Below are 17,124 nucleotides of genomic sequence, written 5' to 3'. Positions count from 1 at the left end.
CCGTGCCCGAGCCTTCGGAGCCGGTGGCCGAAGAGATCATCCGGTACCACAAAGACGCCGCGACGCGGATCGCCACGATCACGTTCGACCGGCCGGACTATCTCAACGCGCCGACGGTCGCCGCTCGCCTGCGCTACGCGGACTTGTTGCACCGGGCCGGCATTGACGACGACGTCAAGGTTCTGGTGGTCCGCGGAGCGGGTGACGACCTTGGTTCGGGTGCGGATCTGACCGAGGTGATGCGGATGCGTGATGCGGCGGACCAGAGCCCGCGGCTTGCCGAATACCGGATCGGCGCCGACGAAGTCCGGTATCCGCCGCAGGGTTCGTTCCGCAACGGCGCCACCCTGGGCCAGTGGTACGCCAACCCGAACTCTGGCATCCGCGGCCTGCAGGACTTCAAGAAGATCTCGATCTTGGAGGCCAAGGGCTACTGCTACGGCTGGCACTTCTACCAGGCCGCCGACGCCGATCTGGTCATCTCCAGCGACGACGCGCTGTTCGGGCATCCGTCGTTCCGGTATTACGGCTGGGGTCCCCGGATGTGGTGGTGGGCGCAGACCATGGGCATACGCAAGTTCCAGGAAATGGTGTTCACCGGAAGGGCGTTCACCGCCGCCGAGATGTATGACTGCAACTTCGTCAACAGCGTGGTGCCGCGGGACGAACTCGAGGCCGAGGTAAAGAGATACGCGTTGGCCTGCGCGAGAAACCGCCCAACCGACACGGTGTTCATGCAGAAGGTCTTCTTCGAGATCATGAAGCAGTTCCAGGGCGAATACCTCGGCAGCATGCTCAGCGGCGTCTTCGAGTCGATGGGGGGCAGCGTGCGCCCGGATGGCGGCGACGAGCTGATGCTCGACGACGCGATCAAGCGGGGTCTGGGCGACGCGGTCAAGGACAACGACGACAAGTTCCCCGCCGAATGGCGGCTGAGCAAGAACGCGCGCAAGAAGGCGCGTGCCGACAAGGACGCGAAAGCGAAGAGAAAGAAATAGTGACGCCACACCGCGTCGAACCGCCGCTGGCCGGCTATACGGTGATCGACCTGTCCACCGGGATAGCCGGCGCGTACTGCACCAAGCTGCTCGCCGACGGCGGTGCCGACGTCGTGAAAATCGAGTCACCCGAGGGTGATCCGCTGCGCCGGTGGTCGGCATCGGGCGCCACCATCCCGGCCGACGGTGACGGCGCCCTGTTCAGCTTCCTCGCCGGGGCGAAACATAGCGTCGTTTGCGATCTCGCCGACGACGCCGACGCCGAGCTGGTGAACCGGCTGCTCGCGTCCGCGGACGCGGTGGTGTGGTCGGCCGGCTCGAAAGTGGCCGAGCACCGGGACTTTACGCCGGACGCCATCCACCGTCGCCACCCGCAGCTCACCGTCACCTCGATCACACCGTTCGGGCTGGAAGGCCCCTGGCGAGACCGCGCCGCGACCGAGTTCACCCTGCAGGCGTGGTCGGGAGGGATCGTCGGGCTCGGCCGCGGCGAGCAGGAGCGTGCGCCCGTGTTCGTCGGTGGTCAGGTCGGTGAGTACCTGGCCGGCGTCTATGCCAGCGCGGCCACCCTGGCGTCGCGCTGGCGTCGAATCGACGGCGGAGCAGGCGAAGTGCTGGACCTGTCGATGCTCGAGACACAGATTCTGTGCCTCACCTATTACCCGGTGTCCTACTTCGAAGTGCTCGGACGGCCGTGGCGAGACATGCGACGGCCGACCATCCCGGGTGTGGCCCAGGCCAAGGATGGGCTGGTGGATCTCGGCTGCGGGACCGCGCAGCAGTGGTTCGACCTGTGCGCGATGGTAGGCCACCCGGAGTGGATCGATGAGGAATCGCCGCTGTCGATCACCGAGCAGGCCAACATCCACTCCCAGGAGCTCTTCTCCTGGCTGGCGGAGACCCCTGTCGACGAAATCCGGGAGCTGGCCTCGGCCTTCCGTATTCCCAACGCGCCGGTGGCCAACGGCGCCAACGTTACTTCTTTCGATCAGTTCGTGGAGCGCGATTCATTCGCACGCAATCCGCGCGATGGCTTCCAGCAGCCGAGGCACCCGTATCGCATGCGGCCCGCGCAATTGCGCGCCCCCCAGCCGGCGCCGCGGCTGGGCGAACACACCGAGCGCTACCGCACCGCACCTCTTCCGGCGCGGCCGGCACCGACCGGAGCGGCGAAAGCGCTGCCGCTCAGCGGCATTCGAGTGCTGGACATGACGACGTTCTGGGCGGGCCCGTGCTGCACCCATTCGCTGGCATTGCTCGGGGCCGAGGTCATCCATGTCGAGTCGACCCGCCGTCCCGATGGCACACGAATGATCGCCGGCGTCCCGATCACCGAGGACCAGTGGTGGGAGAAGTCACCGATCTTCGAGGCCCTCAACACCAACAAGAAGGGCCTGACCCTGGACCTGCAGAGTCCGCAGGGCCGCGAGTTGCTGCGTGAGCTCATCGCGACGTGCGACGTTGTGGTGGAGAATTTCACCCCGCGGGTGCTGGACCAGATCGGGCTGGATTTCGCCACGGTGCAATCGATTCGGCCGGACACCGTGATGGTGCGGATGCCCGGCTTCGGCCTTGAAGGTCCGTGGCGAGACAACCCCGCTTTTGCCTACGTCATCGAATCCGCGTCCGGCGTGAGTTGGCTTACCGGCTATCCGGATCGAACGCCGTATGACCCGTATTCGATCGGCGACCCATGCGCGGGTGTGCACGCGCTCAACGCGATACTGCTCGCGCTCGAGCACCGGCGTCGCACCGGCGAGGGCGTGTTCGTCGAGGCGGCGATGGTCGATGCCGCGCTCAGCATCGCCGCCGAGCAGGTCATCGAGTACACGGCGTACGGGGCGCGGCTGGAGCGGGCCGGCAACAGGGGGCCGACCGCCGCGCCGCAGAACCTCTACCTCAGCGGCGACATCGACGAATTCGGCCGGCTCGACAGCTGGATCGCCATCGCGGTGGCCACCGACGATCAGTGGGACCGCCTGTGCCGGGCGCTCGGATCGCCCTCCTGGGCAACCGATCCCAAGCTCTCCACCGAATCCGGCCGGCGCACACACCACGACGCCATCGACGAGCAACTCGCGACCTGGTGCGAGCACCGCAGCCGCGACGAAATCGTCGCCGTCCTGTGGGACGCCGGCGTGCCGGTCGCCAAAGTCATGCAACCGCACCGCCAATCCGAGCTGGAACAGTTGGCGTTCCGGGATTTCTTCGAAGAGGTCGACCATCCGGTCAACGGCCCGGCTAGGCTCAGCAGCGTGCCGATGAGGTTCTCAGCCGGGCCCCACAAGTTCCACACCGAGCATGCGCCGCTGTTGGGGCAGCACAACCATGAACTGCTGTCCGCCCTGGGCCTGTCCGATCCGGAGATCGCCGGCCTGGAAGCCGACGGGGTGATCGGCAGCGCGCCTGCCGTGCGCGCGAGGAGTTGATCGACCATGGCGATCGATCCCTCGAACATCCTGCTCACCGGTCGGGTGGCGGTGGTGACCGGTGGGGGAGCCGGTATCGGGCGCGGCATCGCGGCCGGGATGGCGGCATTCGGTGCCCGGGTGGCGATCTGGGAACGCGACCCGCAAACCTGTGCGCAGGCAGCCGAATCCATTGGTGCCCTGGGCATCGTCACCGATGTCCGAGACAGTGAGCAGGTGGACGCCGCACTGGCGCGCACCAGTGCCGAACTCGGCACACCCACGATCCTGGTCAACAACGCCGGCGGCGTGTTCTCCTCGCCACTGCTGGAAACCAGCGAAAATGGCTGGGACGCCTTGTATCGTGCGAACCTGCGCCACGTGTTGCTGTGTAGCCAGCGGATCGCCCGGCAGATGGTGTCGGCGAGCCTGCCCGGCAGCATCATCTCGCTCACCTCGATCGAGGGCGTACGAGCCGCCCCGGGCTACGCGGCATACGCCGCCGCCAAGGCCGGTGTCATCAACTACACCAAAACCGCCGCGCTGGAACTGGCCCCGCACAGCATCCGGGTCAACGCGATAGCGCCGGATATCACGCTCACCGAAGGGCTGGCGAACCTTGGCGGCGAGGCCGCGACGGCCGCCATGGGCAACATCGTGCCGCTGGGGCGTCCCGGTCATGTCGACGAAATCGCCAGTGCCGCAGTATTTCTGGCCTCCGACATGTCGGCCTACCTGACCGGCCAGACGCTACACGTCGATGGCGGCACCCAGGCGTCCAGCGGCTGGTATCACGATCCGCGGACCGGCGACTACCGGTAGGGGCCGGCGGGCTAGTGCGTCCAGCCCTCGGCGGCCTGTTCGTCGAAGGTGCGGTCGATGCGCTCGAACCTGCGCTTGACCGACGCCCGGGCCGCTTCGTGCGGCAAGATGTACAAACGGTTGGCCAGAATCGCGTCGGCCGTCAGCCGTGCCACGCCATCGACCGACACCGTGTCATCCTGCGTCGGCGGGAGCTGTCCGAAGCCGCTCGTCAGGTCTGGCGCCGACGCGAGCCCGTCGTCCGCGCCGCGGATTCGTTCCGAGTTCGCGACCAACCCCGTCTCGATGACCATCGGGCAGAGCACCGAGACGCCGATGCCGTTGTCCCTGACTTCGCGGGCCAGCGTCTCGGCCAACCCGACGACGCCGTACTTGGCAACGCCGTATGCCCCGAGGCCGGCGTTGGGCACCAGCCCGGCGAAGGACGCGGTGAAAGCGATATGGCCGCCCCTGCCCTGCTCGATCAACTTCGGCAAGAACGCCTCGACGGCGTGGATCGAACCCCACAAGTCGATATCGATGACCCAGCGCCAGTCCTCGTGCGTCATCGCCGCGAGCGGACCGGCGACGACGATGCCCGCATTGCTGAACACGACATCGACCTGACCGAGCAACCGGAAGGATTCATCCGCGAGGTGAACCATTTGATCGAGATGCCGCACGTCGCACGTCACCCCGTGCGCGTCGAACCCCTCGTCCTTCAAGTGCGCCACGGCTCGTTCCAGCGCGGACTCATCGACGTCGGCCAGCACCACGCGGGCCCCGCGGCGGGCGAATTCGGTGGCGGTGGCCAAACCGATGCCACTCGCACCGCCGGTGATGACTGCCCCGCGTCCCTCGAAACCGTCCATGGATTCCGAGCGTATTACTCGTCCAGGAGACGGTATGAAAGACATCATGTAGATAGCACCCTAGCAATTAGGGCACCATATAAGTATGGCCGCTCCCACTGCGCGCGACATCGATCCGCTGGCGCTCGAACACCAGGTGTGCTTCGCGCTGGCGACGACGAACCGGGCGGTCCTGGCGGTGTATCGGCCCCTGCTGGAGCCGCTCGGCCTGACCCACCCGCAATACCTGGTGATGCTGGCGCTGTGGGATCACCGCAAGGCGCCCGGGGCGGATGAGTTCCCGTTGTCGGTCAAGCAGATCGCCGCCGCGTTGCAGATGGACTCCGCCACGCTATCGCCCATGCTCAAGCGCCTGGAGGCGCAGGGACTGATCACCCGCGCCAAGAACGCGGTCGACGAGCGCACCACCGACGTGATGCTGACGCAGCGCGGAATCGCCTTGCGGGAGCGGGCGCGTGAGATTCCGCCCGCCGTGGTGGCGCGTCTGGGTGTCGAGCTGGCCGAACTCGAGAACCTACGTCGGGTCCTCACCCGTATCAACGCCGCCGCCGTAACGGCCGGCGCATTGCAATCCTGACACCCCGAGGAGCCATCATGACCGACGCGAAACCCAATCTGTGGCAGCGGATCGGCTATTCCTACGGCCGGCGACTGCCCGACTCGATGCGCACCTGGGTGGCCCGCGACCTGGCCGGGGAGGGAGCCGTCCGCCGGCACATGATCAGGTGGGCCATCCCGCCCCTGCTTGTCCTTGCACCGTTCTGGCTGCTGCCAGCCTCGCTCTACGTGCACACGGAGATGACCGCGCCGCTCTACATCTGGGCGCTGCTGATAATTCTTGCCCTGAACAAGGTCTGGCGCCGGCACCGGCTGGCGGTCCATGGACTGGACCCGAACCTGGTCGACGTGATCGCCCGACGGAAACAGGCGCGGATGCACGAGGACTACATCGCCCGCTACGGGCCGCGACCCGAATCGGCCGAATGGCAGTCCAACAGCAGCCCCTTCTAGCGGCTACTTCAGGCAGCTACCCGCGTCGATGGGCAGCGTCACACCGGTGATGTAGCGGGCTTCGTCCGAGGCGAAGAACAACACTGCGTTGCTGATGTCGATCGGCTCGACCCAGGGGATAGGCAGCGTGTGGAACAGCTGGCAGATCGGCGCCATGTCGTCCGGGCCCGGGTTTTCCAGGTCCGGGCGGAACATCTTGAAGGTACCCTCGTTGTGCAGCATGGGCGTTTTGACGTGGGTCGGGTGCACGGAGTTGACGCGAATCATATACTGTCCCAGCTCAACTCCGAAGGCGCGCATCAGCCCGACGACGCCGTGCTTGGCCGCGACGTAGTGGCCGGTGTGGGGGTAGGCCTTGAGCCCGCCCACCGAGCTGGTCAGGATGATCGAACCGCCGTTACCGCCCGCGATCAGGTGCGGCACACCGGCTTTCACCGTCTTCCACACACCGGCCAGGTTGATGTCGATCATCTCGGTCCAGTCTTCTTCACTGGTCTTGTCCAAAGTCTCGCCGCCGTTGCCGATTCCGGCGTTGGCCACGATGATGTCGAGCCGGCCGAGCTGCTCGACGCCGGTGTCCACCACCGCCTTGAGTGCGTCGAAGTCGCGTACATCGACTTCGGCCGTGAAGATCCTGCGGTTGTGGCCCTTGACCAGGTCGGCGGTCTCGGCGAGGTCTTCGGGCGTCGACGCCGGGATCGCGGTGTCCACCACACCCTCGCGGATGGGCTTACAGATGTCGACGGCGATGATGTCGGCACCCTCCTGGGCCAACCGCACCGCGTGGCTGCGGCCCTGACCGCGCGCCGCTCCGGTGACGAAAGCGACTTTGCCCTCAACACGTCCGGTCATGGCTACCTCAACTCCTGACTTTCGATCGGCACGCCTCGGCGGGGAACAAGCGCGTTCGGAGGACCGCGGGTCTTGCCGCCCTTGAACTCTGTCATTCGGCCGTCACGGGTGTCAATGACGGATCCGTTTCGGCTATCTCTGGTTCTAGATATTAGAGAATCGCATTCTCACCGGCAAACGGCGTGCGCTATTTGCTCACCGAGAGATGAGGGGGGTGCGGCGGTCTCGGGGTGTACTACGCGACGAATCCGCGTGCGCAGAAATCCCATACCTCGTCGGCGGTGATGGGGTGCATCGTCGCGTCGTCGGGCCCGCCGCTGGATTGCGCGATGAACATGACCGTCTGCATGGTCATGGCGGCCACCCGCTTGGGGTTGATGGTGGTGCGCAATTTGCCGGCGTCGTGGGCCGCTTCCATCAGCTCTGTCAGCAACGCGAGCAGCGGCGCATGAGCCACTTTGACCTCGGCGGGGTGGGTTACCAGCAACCTCGGAGCAAAGTCGGTGAACAGCGGACGCTTGGCCGTGGGGTCCGGACGGGACGCCTCGTAGAGGAGCTGGACGGCGACCTGCAGCCGCTCCAGCGGATCGGCTTGGCTCTCGGTGGCGGCGCGGATCTGGTCGGCCGACCGGCTCAGGGCGTCCTCGAACAGCGCCAGCAGCAACTCGTGCTTGCCGTCGAATTGCAGGTAGAAGCTGCGCAGCGACTGGCGGGAGCGGTCCACGACCTCCTGCACGGTAAAGTCCGTGCTGCCCTTTTCGATGATGATGGCCTGGGCCGCGTCGAGGAAGCGCTGAACACGTTGCGCCGCGCGCAGTTTGGCAGTCTTGATGGACCGCTCGACGGCGCGCTGCTTCCAGGCCGGCTCTTCGCTGGGGTTGGTCACGGCCGGCTCAGCTGATTGCCGCGAGGGGAGAACATGGTTGGACTCTACCGGAGAACGCCGTGACATCGCTGCGCTCGACCCCCCTCACGGATCACGTGTCGGAGATTGTAACTTTCTTACCACGAGAATACTATTCTCCGAGACGTGTGTTTGGAAGCGTAATCGTAAGAGTGAACCCCGTCGTCGGCGGAAACCCGAATCTACCGACGGTGCGGTGCGCTCGGAATCGTCCCGGGAAGTGCTGTGCAGCTGACGTTTGACGCCGATGTGGAGGCGTTCCGAGCCGAATTCGTGGCTTTCCTCGACGCACATCTGCCTCCCGAGGCCGAGGCGCTGGTGCGGCCGCAGTCCAGTTCGGACATCCCGGAGTGGGCCCGCCGCTGGCAACGCCTGCTGTTCGACAGCGGATGGCTACAGCCCGGCAACCCGCCGGAGTTCGGCGGGCGCAACGCCACGCTGTTGCAGCAATACGTGTACCAGGAAGAGCTGTCCCGCCGGCGCATCTATCAGAGTTTCAATCCGCAGGGCGTGGGCATCATCGCGGCGTCATTGCTGTCGTTCGGCACACCCGAACAAAAGCAGCGTTGGGCGGTGCCGATCCTGCGCGCGGAGATCACCGCGTCGCTGGGGATGAGCGAACCCGGCGCGGGCTCGGATCTCGCGTCGCTGAAGACGCGCGCAGTGCGCTCGTCTGATTCAGAAGGCGACCACTTCGTCGTCAATGGCCAGAAGGTGTGGACGTCGGGCGCCCATCACGCCGATGTGTTGCTGACATTTGTGCGCACCGATCCGGACGCGCCAAAACACAAGGGCATCAGTGCTTTACTGATTCCGACCGACACCCCCGGTGTGGTCCGTCGCCCCTTCGCATCGGTGGGCGACATCGAAGACGTCGACTTCAACGAGGTCTTCTTCACCGACGCGCGGGTGCCGGCCGAGAACTTGGTGGGCGAACTCAACGCAGGCTGGCGCGTCGCGACCGGTTCTCTCGGCCACGAACGCGCGATGCTCTGGCTCGATTACGCAAACATGTTGCACGCGTTGACCGTCGAGTCCAGGCCCGCGGGGCCCGTCCAGCGGGATCACTACGCGACGCTGGTGATGGATTTCTACGCGATGCGCCTGCTGGGGTCGGCGACGCTGGCCAAAGCCGCACGCGGCGAGGAGGACGTGCCCGCCCAGTCGGTGCTCAAGCTGCTCGGCTCGGAGGCGATGCAACGCGCCAGCGAGGACCACCTCAATGCCAAGGACGGCGACGGACTGGCACTGCGTGCGGTCACCGCCCCTTTCGCGCCGCTCAACCTGGACAGCCACTACGGCAGCTGGTTCGACCGGTACACCCGCACCTTCGCCGCGACCATCGCCGGCGGCACGTCGGAAATCCAGCGCAACATCATCGCCGAACGCGTACTCGGGCTGCCGCGCAATTGAACTGTGCGTCAGTGATTCCGGGCGTCCAACTGGGCGTAGTAGCCGATGGCGACCAGACCCGCCACTATCGCGATCGCCCCTAAAACCATGCCGGCTACGGCAGTTCGGCGGTTGTTCGCCTCCCCGCGGGCAACCCGACGGCGGGCGATGTCGCCCGTCACCACTGCCGCGATGCCGAAGGGCACTCCGAGCAGCAACCAGCAGGTGAGGAGTCCCACCAGGCCCAGCAGCAGCGAGGCGACGCCGAACTGGTTTTGTGGTGCGTCGGGGTGACTCATTTACGTCCCAACCTCCTCGGGCTGACAGCCGGCGCCGGTTGGCCGCCGCGCCCAGTCTGCTCCGCGCTGCGCCCGCTGGACAAGAAAGGGGCATACCGCGCCCTGATGGCCGACGCGTCGTCCCGCGCGGCCTCCGGGGGCGTCCCGCTACAGTTGCGCGAGCCGTGGCGCAGATCCGGCCGCCACCACCGCTTTTCCAGCGGCACGCGTCAGTTCGCGAGAGTTGCCCAATAGTCCGTCGAGAATCAGCGACCGCTTGATGTGGTGGTGCAACGGATGCTCGGCGGTGAACCCGATACCGCCCAGCACCTGCTGGCAGTGGCGTGCGGCGGTCAGCGCGGCCTGGCCGGCCGCGGCCTTGGCCAGCAGGGAAGCCAGTCCCTGCGGGTCGTCGCACTCCGTGGCGGCCTGCAGTGTGGCCTCGGCACCCTCGATCACGACGAGTGTCTCGGCCAGCCGGTGCCGGATCGCCTGGAACGAGCTGATGTGCCGGCCGAACTGAACGCGGTCCACAGCGTGCTGACGGGCCAGTGACAGCATGGCGCGGCTGGTGCCGACCAGCCACCAACCCAGAGCTCGCCAACCCGCTTGCAGTGCGGCCGACGGCAAGGGATCTGCTTGCGGCACAGGGTGTATCGGCAGCAGCTCGTCGATCGCGGAGCCGGGATGGTCGCGGCGCTCCCACAGCACCCAGGAGCCGCCGGCGAACGGCAGCGGCAGCGTGCCCCCTGGCGCGTCGCCAACTGCGCGTAGCACCACATCGTTGAGCACGGGAGCATGCGCCCCGGTCTCACCGAGCAGCTTGAACACCAGCGGGATTGCGATATCTGGCATTTCGTCGAGCATGTCACGCCAGCCGAGGTCGGTCAGCGCCGTGTCAAGTTTGGCTCCCGAGGCGGCGCTCATCGTCGTGCGCAACGAGTCCGCCAGCAGGCGCAGCGATTCGGGGTCTGAGTCGGTGTCTGTCGAAGGGGCCACGGTTCACTCCTTCCCGAGGTCGAGCAGCCGGCGGGCGATGATATTGCGCTGGATTTCGGCGGTGCCGCCGTAGATCGTTGCCGCGCGCGAGTACAGGTATTCCGAACGCCACGACGTGTCTTCGAGCTCGAGCGTCCCCGGCAACACGTCGCGGACGGCGTCGTAGAGCCGCTGCTCGGCGGAGGCCAGCAGCACCTTGTCGATTGAGGTGTCGGGCCCCAGTCGGGCTCCGTCGCGCATTCGGTGCTGGGTGGCACGCGACCGACAGCGCAACGTGTGCAGCGCGAGATAGGCTCCGCCGAGCGCGGATTCGTCGGGCTCGCCGGTTTCGGAGGCCGCAGTGATCAGGTCGTCGAAACGCGAGTAGAGGTAGGCGATTCGCTGCCAGAAACAGGCGGAACGCTCATAGGGCAGCAGGTCCATGGCCAGTCGCCAGCCATCGCCGGGCTTGCCCAGCATCCGGCTGGCCGGGATCACCACGTCGTCGTAGTACACCTCGCAGAATTCGTCGACCCCGTGCATCGTCCGCAGCGGGCGGACGGTGATGCCCGGCGTATCGAGGTCGACGAAGAACGCGGTGATTCCGTCATGCCCGGGCGCGGTGCGGGTGAGCAGAACGCACCGGCTGGAGAACTGCGCGAAGCTGGTCCAGACCTTTTGGCCGTTGACGATCCAGTTGTCGCCGTCCTGGACCGCGCGGGTCGTCAACGAGGCTAGGTCGCTGCCCGATCCCGGCTCGGAAAAGCCTTGGCACCATTGCTCTTCGCCGCTGAGCAGGCGCGGCACCATCTCCTTGGCCAGCTCCGCCGGTGCGTAGTCGATCATCGTTGGCGCGAGCACCTCGAGCATCGAGTAGGGGCCGGGTTCGGCCAGCCGACGACCCACCACCTCTTCGCCGACGATCGCGCGCAACACCGCGGGACCGCCCAATCCGCCGACCTCGACCGGCCAGCCGAACCGCATCCAATCGGCGTCGTAGAGCGCACGGCTGACCCGGGCGAACTGCCGCATGTGTCCCTGCAGCGAGTGGTCGGGCTCGGGGGTCAGATCGTTGTCGTCGAGCCACGCGCGCAGGTCGGCCCGGAACTGCTCGACATTCACTTCGATTGGTCGGCTCCTTAAGTCGTTGCCTGGGCCGCGGAGTCACCGGCGGGACGCCCGATGGCGTGCGGGCGTCCGGAGTCGTGCACACCGCTGCGGCGGATGAAGGTCATGGCGCGGGTCTTCAACCGCCACCCGTCGGCGGTCCGCAGATAGGTGTCGCGGTAGTAGCCGATCCGCATGTCGTGAGTGGCGTGATCGATGAAGCACAGCGGCTGGGTGCCGCTGGCTGCATCCCCGTCCAGGTCGACCACCGCGGTTCCGGTGAGGAACAAGCCCTTTGGGGCCGCGGCCACCAATTCCGGGAATCGGCTCAGGCTGTAGGTTTCACCAAAAGCGCTGTAGGTGCCGTCGGGAGTGAACACGGCGACGAGGCCCTCGATGTCCCCCTGGGTGATGGTGACCGCGTAGCGGCCGAGCAGCTGCTGAATCTCGACCAGGTCGTCAGTTCTGGTTGGGCCGCTCTTAGGCTGATCGGGCGTCGACATAGACCTTGCCGCCTTTCATCACGAAGCTGACGTTCCGGGTAACGGTGATGTCTTCCAACGGGTTTCCGGGTACCGCGATGATATCGGCGAGCTGGCCCGTCGCGAGGCGCCCCCTGTCGGTGACATTGATCAGGTCGGCGGCGACGATCGTGGCGGCCCGCAGCACCGCCAGCGGCGGCATGCCCCATTCCACCAGCGTGACGAGCTCGTCGGCGTTCTTACCGTGTGGGATGGCCGGCGCATCGGTGCCGACCGCGATCTTCACCCCGGCCTCGTAGGCGGCCTTGATCGATGTTTCGGCCTTGGGGAACATTTCGGCCGCCTTGTCCTGCAATGCCTTCGGAGCGCGGGACACATCCATCGCCTGGGCGAGCCTGCGGGTGGTCACCAGGAACCTGCCGTTATCGACCAGCATCTGGATGGCCTCGTCGTCCATCAGGAAGCCGTGTTCGATGCAGTCGATACCGCACGCGACCGCGTGCTTGACCGCTTCCGCTCCGTGGGTGTGCGCGGCGACGCGCAGCCCGCGCCGGTGTGCCTCGTCGACGATCGCACGCAGTTCCTCGTCCGAATAGTGTTGTGCCCCAGCCTCACCGGTCAACGACATCACACCGCCGGAAACGCACACCTTGATCAATTGGGCGCCGTGCTTGATCTGGTAGCGCACCGCCTTGCGGATCTCGTCGACGCCGTTGGCGATGCCCTCTTCGATCGTGAGCTCGAGTGCGCCCGGCATGAACGCGGCGAACATCGTCGGGTCCAGGTGCCCGCCGGTGGGCGTGATGGCGTGGCCGGCCGGGACGATCCGGGGTCCGTCGATCCAGCCCGCGTCGATGGCCTTGCCCAGCGCGACGTCGAGCAGGTAGCCGCCGGTCTTGACGAACAAGCCCAGGTTGCGCACGGTGGTGAAGCCGGCGCGCAGCGTGCGTCGGGCGTTGCCGACCGCGCGCAGCACCCGCGTCGGTGGGTCATCCTGAACCTGGGACAGCCCGGGCGTCTCGCCGCGGCCGCCCATCAGGAGGTTGACCTCCATGTCCATCAGGCCCGGCAGCAGAATCTGGTCGCCCAGATCGATGATCTCGCCTTCGGGGTCGCCCCCGACGCCGACGATCCGATCGTCGTCGACCTTCAGGATGCCGGGCCGAACGATCTCGCCGCCATCAACATCGAGCAGCCCCGCGGCCTTGAGCGTCAGCACGTGTCAGATCACCGGCTCCCGGATCACTTCAACCCACGCCGCGCCGCTGTCCGGGACGCGCGGTTGTTTCCACGCCTCGATCGGGAACGACACCATGACCAGCGACTGCATCATGTGCATCAGGCTCTTCGCGTCGTCGGGCAGGTCGTCAAGCGAAAACTTGTCGCAGTACGCGATGACGTCGTTCAGCTTCGGGAACGCCACGTCGTAGAACGCCTGCATCTCGGCCATCGTCGAAGCCAGCCGCTTCGCGTAGCGCTCGGGCTCGGTGGCCAGATCCCAATCCAAATAGGGCTCTAGGGCGGCGAATTCAGACGGTAGCGCCATTGCGCTGGTACTCCTTCACGTAGTTACTTGTCGTCTTGTGCAGGTGGCGGATCAAGACTTCCTGGTCACACAACAGGAATTCCTTGACGGCCCGGGTGCCGACCATGGTCTGCGTCGCTTCCAGCGTATTGGCGTCCTGCAGCGCGTACTCCTTGAACGTCACCGCGGCCAGCTCCTGGGCCAGGCGCTCCCGCGCATTGCGCGGCGGCACGAAATACAGCGAGGACTCGAAGATGTGCTTGTCCACCGCGGTCGGCCAGTAGTGGTAGGTCAGGTACCAGCCCGGCTCCCAGATCAGCAGCATGAAGTTCGGGTAGAAGAGCCACGAGTCGATGCCCCACTGCGGCACCCGCTTCACGTTGACACCCGGTGGCAGCTCGAGGTTCTCGATGATCTCGGGCTTGTCCCACGGACCGAACAGACCGCTGCGCAGCACCTGGTCCATCGGCTTCACCATGCTCATGTCCACCGGCGGCGCCTGGCCACCCCAGGTCGACTGCAGGTTGTGCGGGCCGGCCAGTTCGTAATGCAGCGCCTCGTAGCCGAACTTCTGGATCTTGGCGGCTTCTTCCTTGGTGTACTGCCCCTGGTGCAGGATCGGCGCGTGGTAGAACTCGACGAACGCGTCGATGAACAACTTCCAGTTGCTGCCTACCTCGGCCCGGTAGGAGTAGGTCTCCGTCATCTCGCCGAAGGGGTAGCCCTCGATGCTCTTGGCCAGCGGCCCGAGGTAGTCGATCAGCGGCGCTGCGTTGTCGTCGAAGTTGATGAAGATGAAGCCTTCCCACACCTCGCAGCGGACGGCTGCCAGGCCGTAGTCGCTCTTGTCGAGGTTGAAGAACTCTTCTTCCTGTTGGACGAAGGTCAGGTCACCGTCGAGGCTGTAGCGCCAGGCGTGGTACTTGCAGGTGAACTGGCGGCAGGTGCCGGAGGTCTCCTCGTTGGGAAAGTCGTTCCACACCAACTTGTTTCCGCGGTGCCTGCAGACGTTGTGGTACGCCTTGACGGTCCCGTCCTTGGTCTTGGTGATGATCACCGACGTGCCCTTGCCGGCCGACGGCAGTTCCCTGGTGAAGTAGCTGCCGGTGCGGGGGAGTCGTTCGACCCGGCCGACGTTGAGCCAGGTCTTCTTGAAGACGGCTTCGCGCTCGGCTTCGAAAAACGCCGGATCGATGGAGTCGGTGTAGTCGACCGGCTCGGTCCCCAGGTCGGGGTAGTTTTCTGTCCAGCTGCCGGCGGCCGGCTTGGGGAAGTGCGGCAACGTTCTTACTCCTCTTGTGTCAGTGCTGTTCGGCGTGTTCGAGCTGGATGCCAAAAGTGTTGAAGGCCATGGCCAGCAACGCGTAGCAGCCGACCGTGAAAACGAAATCCATGCGTTGCTGGTCGTCGAGGCGCTCGCCGAGCGCCGCCCAGGTCTGGTCGGACAGCTCTGATTTCTCGTCGAGCTCGTCGACCCCGGTGATCACGGCTTGGTCGAACGCGTCGGCGGCCTTACCTCGTTGCAGCGCTGCGATCTGGTCGTCGGTGATTCCTTCGTCCTTGGCCATCCGCACGTGGTGCGACCACTCGTAGGCGCACTGCCGGCGATGGGCCACCCGCAGGATGGCCAGCTCGCGGATGCGTGGCGGCAGCGTGGACGTCATCAACAGGTGCACGTTGAAGCGGAGAAACGACTTGGCCAGCGCCGGGTGGTGGGCCAGCGTGGAGAGCGCGTTATTAGTGTCCGCGCCACGCATGGCTGAGAGTGCCTGCCGGGTCGCCTCGTCCCACTGGTCAGCCGGCAGCGGCTGCAAGCGCATCAGCAGTGTCCTCTCGGTGAAAGAGAATCAGATTCTCATTTGCAACTAACAGACTGGCACGAAACGCTCGCCCGGTCAATGCCGGCGTGCCGGACGCCAAGAGTGCGGCCGCCACCCAGTGCGCCCAAGCGGCGAGATGGCTCAAAACTCGGCAGGCACCGCGCGCAGACGTGTCACGCCGGGTCCTACCTCATCGCATTGCCGTTCGAGGCCGAGAAATTCGCCGATTCGCTCGGCCGCTGGTCAGGCGGGTGCGGACGGGCTCAGCAACTTATGGATGTTGATTCTCGCCTGGCGAGAAGATAGTTTTCATTTTAGTGATCTTGGCACGGGAGAGTGATTCGCCGAGGCTGCAATCGATCCGGTGGATCCGATGGAAGGAACGGCCATGAACAAAGAAGACATGATCCTGATCAGCGTCGACGACCACACAGTCGAGCCGCCTGACATGTTCAAGAACCACCTCTCGAAGAAGTATCAGGACGACGCTCCCCGGCTGGTGCACAACGCCGACGGTTCGGACATGTGGAAGTTCCGCGACACCGTCATCCCCAACGTGGCGCTCAACGCGGTGGCCGGACGGCCCAAAGAGGAGTACGGCATCGAGCCGACGGGGCTCGACGAGATCCGGCCGGGTTGTTACAACGTGGACGAGCGCGTCAAGGACATGAACGCCGGCGGCATCTTGGCCTCGATCTGCTTCCCCTCCTTCCCGGGTTTCGCGGGCCGCCTGTTCGCCACCGATGACAACGACTTCTCGATCGCGCTGGTGCAGGCCTACAACGACTGGCACATCGACGAATGGTGCGGCGCCTACCCGGCGCGGTTCATTCCGATGGCGATACCGGTCATCTGGGACGCCGAGGCGTGCGCCGCCGAGGTGCGACGGGTCGCCAAGAAGGGTGTGCACGCCCTGACCTTCACCGAGAACCCGGCCGCGATGGGCTACCCCAGTTTCCACGACGACTATTGGGCCCCGCTGTGGAAGGCGTTGTGCGACACCGGCACCGTGATGAACGTGCACATCGGTTCCTCGGGGCGGCTGGCCATCACCGCGCCGGATGCGCCGATGGACGTGATGATCACGCTGCAGCCGATGAACATCGTGCAGGCCGCCGCCGACCTGTTGTGGTCCAAGCCGATCAAGGAATACCCGGACCTCAAGATCGCGCTGTCCGAGGGCGGAACCGGTTGGATCCCCTACTTCCTGGAGCGCGCGGACCGTACCTTCGAGATGCACTCCGCCTGGACGCACCAGGATTTCAAGGGCAAGCTGCCCAGCGAGGTTTTCCGCGACCACTTCCTGACCTGCTTCATCAGCGACAAGGTCGGGGTGGCGCTGCGCAACGAGATCGGCATCGACAACATCTGCTGGGAAGCCGACTACCCGCACAGCGACTCGATGTGGCCGGGCGCGCCGGAAGAGCTCTGGGATGTCTTGTCCATCAATAACGTTCCCGACGACGAAATCAACAAGATGACCCACGAGAACGCCATGCGCTGGTACTCGTTCGACCCGTTTACGCACATTTCGCGCGAACAAGCGACCGTCGGTGCGCTGCGCAAATCCGCCGAGGGGCACGACGTGTCCATCAAGGCCAAGGGCCACGACAAGGACAGGCGAGGCGGTTCATCCTTCGCGGATTTCGCGGCCAACGCCAAAGCCCTAACCGGCAACAAGGACTAAACAACACAT

The 17,124-nt window shown here is 65.6% G+C and carries 18 protein-coding genes; 7 read left to right on the top strand and 11 right to left on the bottom strand.

Going from position 1 to position 17,124, the window contains the following annotated elements; genetic code table 11:
* The first annotated feature begins 2 nt into the window (after positions 1–2).
* From B8W69_RS04990 to B8W69_RS04980, 3 genes are read left to right on the top strand one after another with little or no spacing between them, the layout of a single operon-like run.
* Complete coding sequence (locus B8W69_RS04990; RefSeq protein WP_085288855.1) at positions 3–998, top strand: enoyl-CoA hydratase/isomerase family protein; 996 nt, start codon at positions 3–5, stop codon at positions 996–998.
* On the top strand, positions 998–3,427 hold the full coding sequence (locus B8W69_RS04985; protein WP_085288854.1) for a CaiB/BaiF CoA transferase family protein: 2,430 nt from the start codon (positions 998–1,000) through the stop codon (positions 3,425–3,427). The genes B8W69_RS04990 and B8W69_RS04985 overlap by 1 nt, the downstream gene beginning before the upstream one ends.
* 6 nt (positions 3,428–3,433) lie before the next feature.
* On the top strand, positions 3,434–4,228 hold the full coding sequence (locus B8W69_RS04980) for an SDR family NAD(P)-dependent oxidoreductase (protein ID WP_085288853.1): 795 nt from the start codon (positions 3,434–3,436) through the stop codon (positions 4,226–4,228).
* 11 nt (positions 4,229–4,239) lie between these two features.
* Here B8W69_RS04980 and B8W69_RS04975 read toward each other — a convergent pair whose 3' ends face one another.
* A complete protein-coding gene (locus B8W69_RS04975; RefSeq protein WP_085288852.1) occupies positions 4,240–5,079 on the bottom strand; it encodes an SDR family NAD(P)-dependent oxidoreductase in 840 nt (279 codons plus the stop codon).
* 85 nt (positions 5,080–5,164) lie between these two features.
* Here B8W69_RS04975 and B8W69_RS04970 point away from each other — a divergent pair, with 85 nt between their 5' ends.
* Positions 5,165–5,656, top strand: coding sequence for a MarR family winged helix-turn-helix transcriptional regulator (locus B8W69_RS04970; RefSeq protein WP_085288851.1), 492 nt, complete (start codon positions 5,165–5,167; stop codon positions 5,654–5,656).
* A 17-nt stretch (positions 5,657–5,673) separates the two neighbouring features.
* Entirely contained in the window at positions 5,674–6,090 is a 417-nt protein-coding gene (locus B8W69_RS04965) for a DUF5313 domain-containing protein (protein WP_085288850.1), read from the top strand.
* Positions 6,091–6,093: 3 nt separating this feature from the next.
* On the opposite strand, the gene B8W69_RS04960 is transcribed toward B8W69_RS04965, so the two are convergent.
* Complete coding sequence (locus B8W69_RS04960; protein ID WP_085288849.1) at positions 6,094–6,942, bottom strand: mycofactocin-coupled SDR family oxidoreductase; 849 nt, start codon at positions 6,940–6,942, stop codon at positions 6,094–6,096.
* 235 nt (positions 6,943–7,177) lie between these two features.
* On the bottom strand, positions 7,178–7,828 hold the full coding sequence (locus tag B8W69_RS04955) for a TetR/AcrR family transcriptional regulator (RefSeq protein WP_085288848.1): 651 nt from the start codon (positions 7,826–7,828) through the stop codon (positions 7,178–7,180).
* A 243-nt stretch (positions 7,829–8,071) separates the two neighbouring features.
* Here B8W69_RS04955 and B8W69_RS04950 point away from each other — a divergent pair, with 243 nt between their 5' ends.
* Complete coding sequence (locus B8W69_RS04950) at positions 8,072–9,259, top strand: acyl-CoA dehydrogenase family protein (protein WP_085288847.1); 1,188 nt, start codon at positions 8,072–8,074, stop codon at positions 9,257–9,259.
* An 8-nt stretch (positions 9,260–9,267) separates the two neighbouring features.
* Here the strand turns inward: B8W69_RS04950 and B8W69_RS04945 are convergent, their stop codons facing one another.
* The 8 genes from B8W69_RS04945 to B8W69_RS04910 form a co-directional block, all read right to left on the bottom strand.
* Positions 9,268–9,537, bottom strand: coding sequence for a DUF4190 domain-containing protein (locus B8W69_RS04945; protein WP_085288846.1), 270 nt, complete (start codon positions 9,535–9,537; stop codon positions 9,268–9,270).
* A 147-nt stretch (positions 9,538–9,684) separates the two neighbouring features.
* On the bottom strand, positions 9,685–10,443 hold the full coding sequence (locus B8W69_RS04940; RefSeq protein WP_439330591.1) for an acyl-CoA dehydrogenase family protein: 759 nt from the start codon (positions 10,441–10,443) through the stop codon (positions 9,685–9,687).
* Between the two features lie 75 nt (positions 10,444–10,518).
* On the bottom strand, positions 10,519–11,616 hold the full coding sequence (locus B8W69_RS04935; RefSeq protein WP_085288844.1) for an acyl-CoA dehydrogenase family protein: 1,098 nt from the start codon (positions 11,614–11,616) through the stop codon (positions 10,519–10,521).
* 17 nt (positions 11,617–11,633) lie between these two features.
* A complete protein-coding gene (locus B8W69_RS04930) occupies positions 11,634–12,104 on the bottom strand; it encodes a nuclear transport factor 2 family protein (protein WP_085288843.1) in 471 nt (156 codons plus the stop codon).
* Positions 12,082–13,302 (bottom strand): metal-dependent hydrolase family protein, encoded by a 1,221-nt coding sequence (locus B8W69_RS04925; protein WP_085288842.1) that lies wholly within the window; start codon positions 13,300–13,302, stop codon positions 12,082–12,084. The genes B8W69_RS04930 and B8W69_RS04925 overlap by 23 nt, the downstream gene beginning before the upstream one ends.
* 3 nt (positions 13,303–13,305) lie before the next feature.
* Positions 13,306–13,629, bottom strand: coding sequence for a hypothetical protein (locus B8W69_RS04920; protein ID WP_085288841.1), 324 nt, complete (start codon positions 13,627–13,629; stop codon positions 13,306–13,308).
* Entirely contained in the window at positions 13,613–14,890 is a 1,278-nt protein-coding gene (locus B8W69_RS04915; RefSeq protein ID WP_085288840.1) for an aromatic ring-hydroxylating oxygenase subunit alpha, read from the bottom strand. The genes B8W69_RS04920 and B8W69_RS04915 overlap by 17 nt, the downstream gene beginning before the upstream one ends.
* Positions 14,891–14,909: 19 nt before the next feature.
* Entirely contained in the window at positions 14,910–15,428 is a 519-nt protein-coding gene (locus B8W69_RS04910; RefSeq protein ID WP_085288839.1) for a carboxymuconolactone decarboxylase family protein, read from the bottom strand.
* Positions 15,429–15,816: 388 nt separating this feature from the next.
* Between B8W69_RS04910 and B8W69_RS04905 the strand changes: the two genes are divergently transcribed.
* Positions 15,817–17,115, top strand: coding sequence for an amidohydrolase family protein (locus tag B8W69_RS04905; protein WP_085289008.1), 1,299 nt, complete (start codon positions 15,817–15,819; stop codon positions 17,113–17,115).
* Positions 17,116–17,124: the final 9 nt, after the last annotated feature.

It is taken from the genome of Mycolicibacterium vulneris (assembly GCF_002104765.1).
Taxonomy (GTDB): domain Bacteria; phylum Actinomycetota; class Actinomycetes; order Mycobacteriales; family Mycobacteriaceae; genus Mycobacterium; species Mycobacterium vulneris.
This window is presented reverse-complemented; position numbering and strand designations above follow the sequence as displayed.